Source organism: Chitinimonas sp. BJB300 (genome assembly GCF_002735695.1).
In the GTDB taxonomy this organism is placed as follows: domain Bacteria; phylum Pseudomonadota; class Gammaproteobacteria; order Burkholderiales; family Chitinimonadaceae; genus Chitinimonas.
This window is the reverse complement of record NZ_PDZH01000215.1, coordinates 1-4,107: the sequence shown is the minus strand read 5'-3', so window position 1 is coordinate 4,107 and position 4,107 is coordinate 1. Positions and strand designations below refer to the sequence as shown.

Below are 4,107 nucleotides of genomic sequence, written 5' to 3'. Positions count from 1 at the left end.
CTTACTGCCCCATATTGGCGTGCGCGATTCTGAAATTACCGTCGCTACTTGGGTGGGACATACCCTTCCTTCTTACGCGCCCACTGGCGCTCTATTTCGATTCGCAATGCGTCTTGCGGAAAGGCGCGGACTTTTTCCTGTCGGGGTCAATAGGGGGCCTGCAGAAGAACCCCCATTGGGAACCAAGATGAGGGGTGGCCTCTCGGAATTGGCGCACAGACACAAGCTACGCGGGTCATGGCGCGGGGATTGTGTGGGAGGCGGCTACAAACAGCAGGCAAAAGAAAGCGCGCCTGGAGGGGCGCGCTTTAATGAAATTACATCGTACTTGCTTAAGGACAGTAAATATAGTTAGGTATTTGCGAAATGCAATTGCATGGCGCTATCCACTAAATCAATTACAGCTCATTTCTTAGGTTTAATAGGCTTTGTCTCCACTTCGGATAATGTGCTTCGTTCTCTTCCCACACTTCGTGCAATTCACTATCCGCAGCCAGCACGCGGTCAATACCATCCACGGCGTGCGGCACCAAGCTGACGGCGTCTATATCCGCATTACTGGTGAGCCAAGTAGCCAATTCTTCGGACCCATGGCTTTCAACCTTGCCCAAGAGCATTCCGACCACATAAGCCGCACAAACAATCCGGTTTCCTTCAGACACTTCCAAGTAATCGGTCTTTGCTAGTTCCAGCGTGGAATGCAAGCAATCACTACCAGTAGACGACAGCAATTCATCCAACCAATCTTGCGCATCGTCGTTTTCAAAAACACCTACACCCCAAGAACTCATTTCTCACTCTCAATGTTTGCAATCTGATTGGTCAAAAATATTTCAACAGCGCCATACCCGCTTAAACCATCTTGAGGCAATACTAACTCCTCGCCTAGGGGGCATAGCCCTTCCCAAATAACCAATGAAGGATCATCAGGGGAATAGGTAGTTTTTCTATAGTTTTTTGAAACAAGGTCTTGTCGAACAAAGCTAGGCATAGGCCATTTTTCCCTATCAAACTTGGGATCAATACCAATCAATGGCCAAGTACCTTTCTTTATACCTAAACTACTTACCCGCTCTAATGAAATGGCATCGCTTGGCTTCAGCGCTAACAACTTTTCGAGTGATGGCGGCTCAGAATATCTATATGGGAACAAATAGCAAAATAAGGTTTTTACCCCACGACTCGGTGAAACCCTTGCAGCCAAACCAACACCGAATCCGCCATCCCTAAGTGGAACAGCAAACCATAATCCTTCGGCAACCTTAAGAGGCTTACTCATCTAGCGCCCTTCCAGCGTTCATATAACCGTCTCTCCTTGGATTTGTAGGGCTAATAGGGCGGATGCGGTTCATGGGTGGGTTATACATATCATGAATGATTTGTTCCCTGCCACGCTGGGCAGCGTAACTATCAGTCCATCTATCTACCTCGAAACGATAATCTGCTGTGCATTCATTTCTAGCATGCTGACCTTCACGCCGGTTTAAATCATTAGACCGACCTGTACGAACTACTTGTCCGGTAACAGGGTCGCGCAGCATATAAGTACCACCCCGCACTGTAGCGCGCTCAAAGTTTTCGGCATCGCGAATCGTTGGCCGATTGTTGGGGTCTCGCAATACATCACGCGGCCCTGTTCCATACGCCCGTTGCATTGCATCTTGCATAATGCGTTCGGCTGCGTAATTTTCGGCGGAGGGTGTACGTGATGGCGGCGCACCGCGCTTGGTTAATCCGTCCGGGTCGGTATAACTAAGCGGATTATTATCGACATAGGAATAGGTATTGATACCCGCTTCCAATCCAACCGGGTCACTTTCGATATATCGTGCAAAGGCGCTACTGCCATAGGCAATAATCGCTAGCCAAAGCAGGCTTAGCCTTAGAAATTTAAAGACCTGCATATTGTTTCCTATGGTTTACGAATTAGTTTTTCATATCGATGCATTAATAGATAGTTAGCTTTGCGAGCCCATCAGCGCTACACGCCGGGAGGTGGCACTTGCCACCCCAGCGAAACGGCCTTATCCCACCAATACCGGTTTTCTTGGGCAAGCTCCATATAACGGCGGCGCAGCTCAAGGGGGATATGGCTTGGCGTCGGGTATTTACCTTCAAATTCACTTTGCCGCATGCGCAAGCTAGCGTTAGCCCAATGCAACATAGCGGGGACAAAGTTCGGCGAGTGTTGCAATAGCATGACTGACAAACCAACGCGAGGGCCTTCTCGCTTTTCATGTGAATAGAATTCGAGCAACGCCACGGACATCATCAAGACAGTTTGCCTATCGGTTGCTGACTGCATATAGACGCCATTTTTAATAGCTAAGTCAGTCATTGGCCGCTGCTGCCGCATCCAAACATCCCGCGTGAAGCCGGCACCGCTGGTGGTTTCCAGGTTGTAGACCTTGCCGGCCTCGTCACGGTATTTGATGAAATAATGTTCCGGCGCAGCGGACAGACTCAAATCAAGACCAACTTTACGGCCCAGGATAAGGAACAGCATGGGCATCGATACGCAATTGCCTTTGCGCGTACTGAGATAATTCGTCAGCAGCCTGCCGCGAAGATTCTGCCCGTTAAGGTCGGCCATATCGTAAGCAAATGGCTGATTGCCATTCCACGGACCCGCTTGATAAAGGTATGTCCGCAAGGCTTCTAGCTTGTCCCGACTGGAAGGATTCGCCGGGAACCGCGTCCTGACTTCTGCCGCCATCGTATCCAGCTGCTTAAGGTAGGCGTTTACGTCCACGCTCGGGTCGATCATATGATCGATGGTGAGCTTGACCTTGGCGAGGTCAATCTGGCTCTCTGGCAACGCCAGCATTGCGCCTATCGTCTTATAGTTTTCTTCGACCTTCGATGCGCTCGGGCCAGCCAAAGCAAAGGTGCAGATTGTGAACCACAGAAGGGATAGAACTAGAAGACGGTACAGCCGAGAAGGCAAACCACAAAGAGAAAAAGCCTGCATGCATTTATGACCAATAACAAAATGCACACATCATAACCTACTTATTTAGCGCATTTAACACCTGGCTAGGCGTTCCTGTATCCGCTCCACGTCCTCGCTACTCAAACCCCATAATCGCGTGCGTGGCAGCTTGTAAAGCTGCTGTGTCATTGAAGAACAATGAAGGTAGGTTGTCCATGCTCCCCTCCACGCTCTATATCATCGGAAATGGATTCGATCTATGGCACAGAATTCCTTCGAGCTACAAGCAGTTCAAGGAATACGTGAGAAGCTGCGACGAACGAATGTTCGACGCCGTGGACAGGTACCTTCGCGCCGGTGAGGACTGGAGCGATCTTGAATCCGCGTTGGCTGGCATCGATGTGGATGTCATCATCGACGATCTCAGCGGTTCTATGGTGTCCTACGGTGCCGACGATTGGAGTGATGCCTACCACCACGATTTCCAGTACGAGGTCAACAATGTCGTGCAGCGGCTATCGAGCGAACTCAGAGTACGATTCGGGGCGTGGATACGTACCTTGGCGATCCCGACGCCTAGTTCTGCGGCAACGCGACTGAAGGAAATCGACTCGGATGCTGTTTTTCTGAGCTTCAACTACTCATCGACACTCAGAGACCTTTACGGCGTGCCCGACGCTCAAGTGTTGCACATCCACGGCAAAGCAACATTGCCGAACAGCGAGCTGATTCTGGGACATGCGTGGAACCCGGTGCAGCGCCAATCTCTCAATGATGCCTGCGACGAGGACACCGACTCACGTTTGATGGAAGCACACAACATCCTGGACGATTATTTCGCCAAGACGTTCAAGCCCTCCGAACAACTCATCACCGAACATCAGGCATTCTTCGATCAGCTCGGCGCGATCGATATCGTTCATGTGCTGGGCCATTCTTTGTCTGAAGTGGATCTGCTTTACTTCCAAGCGTTGCTCAGGATGCCCCGCGTTGCGGCGGCTCAGTGGAGCATCGCCTGTCGATCAGAGCAGGAGCGGCCGACGAAACACGCTCGACTCGTTGAGATCGGCGTGCCCGCTAAGCTGATCAAACCTGTTCTCTGGGAAGATTTATAGGCAAGGCGACCAACGCCGCGTCCATCACTGACGGAATTTTCGGCGGTTTGTGGTTCAACC

The 4,107-nt window shown here is 50.8% G+C and carries 5 protein-coding genes; 1 reads left to right on the top strand and 4 read right to left on the bottom strand.

Annotated elements, in window-relative coordinates:
- Nucleotides 1-398 precede the first annotated feature (398 nt).
- From CSQ89_RS20240 to CSQ89_RS20225, 4 genes are all read right to left on the bottom strand, one after another.
- Complete coding sequence (locus CSQ89_RS20240) at nucleotides 399-791, bottom strand: DUF4259 domain-containing protein (RefSeq protein WP_099407814.1); 393 nt, start codon at nucleotides 789-791, stop codon at nucleotides 399-401.
- A complete protein-coding gene (locus CSQ89_RS20235) occupies nucleotides 788-1,279 on the bottom strand; it encodes an Imm26 family immunity protein (protein WP_099407813.1) in 492 nt (163 codons plus the stop codon). Before CSQ89_RS20235 ends, CSQ89_RS20240 begins: the two co-directional genes overlap by 4 nt.
- On the bottom strand, nucleotides 1,272-1,904 hold the full coding sequence (locus CSQ89_RS20230; protein ID WP_099407812.1) for an RHS repeat-associated core domain-containing protein: 633 nt from the start codon (nucleotides 1,902-1,904) through the stop codon (nucleotides 1,272-1,274). The genes CSQ89_RS20235 and CSQ89_RS20230 overlap by 8 nt, the downstream gene beginning before the upstream one ends.
- 77 nt (nucleotides 1,905-1,981) lie before the next feature.
- Nucleotides 1,982-2,827, bottom strand: a complete 846-nt coding sequence (locus tag CSQ89_RS20225; RefSeq protein WP_158229071.1) for a transglutaminase family protein — start codon at nucleotides 2,825-2,827, stop codon at nucleotides 1,982-1,984.
- A 320-nt stretch (nucleotides 2,828-3,147) separates the two neighbouring features.
- Between CSQ89_RS20225 and CSQ89_RS20220 the strand changes: the two genes are divergently transcribed.
- Nucleotides 3,148-4,047, top strand: a complete 900-nt coding sequence (locus CSQ89_RS20220; RefSeq protein WP_099407810.1) for a bacteriophage abortive infection AbiH family protein — start codon at nucleotides 3,148-3,150, stop codon at nucleotides 4,045-4,047.
- Nucleotides 4,048-4,107: the final 60 nt, after the last annotated feature.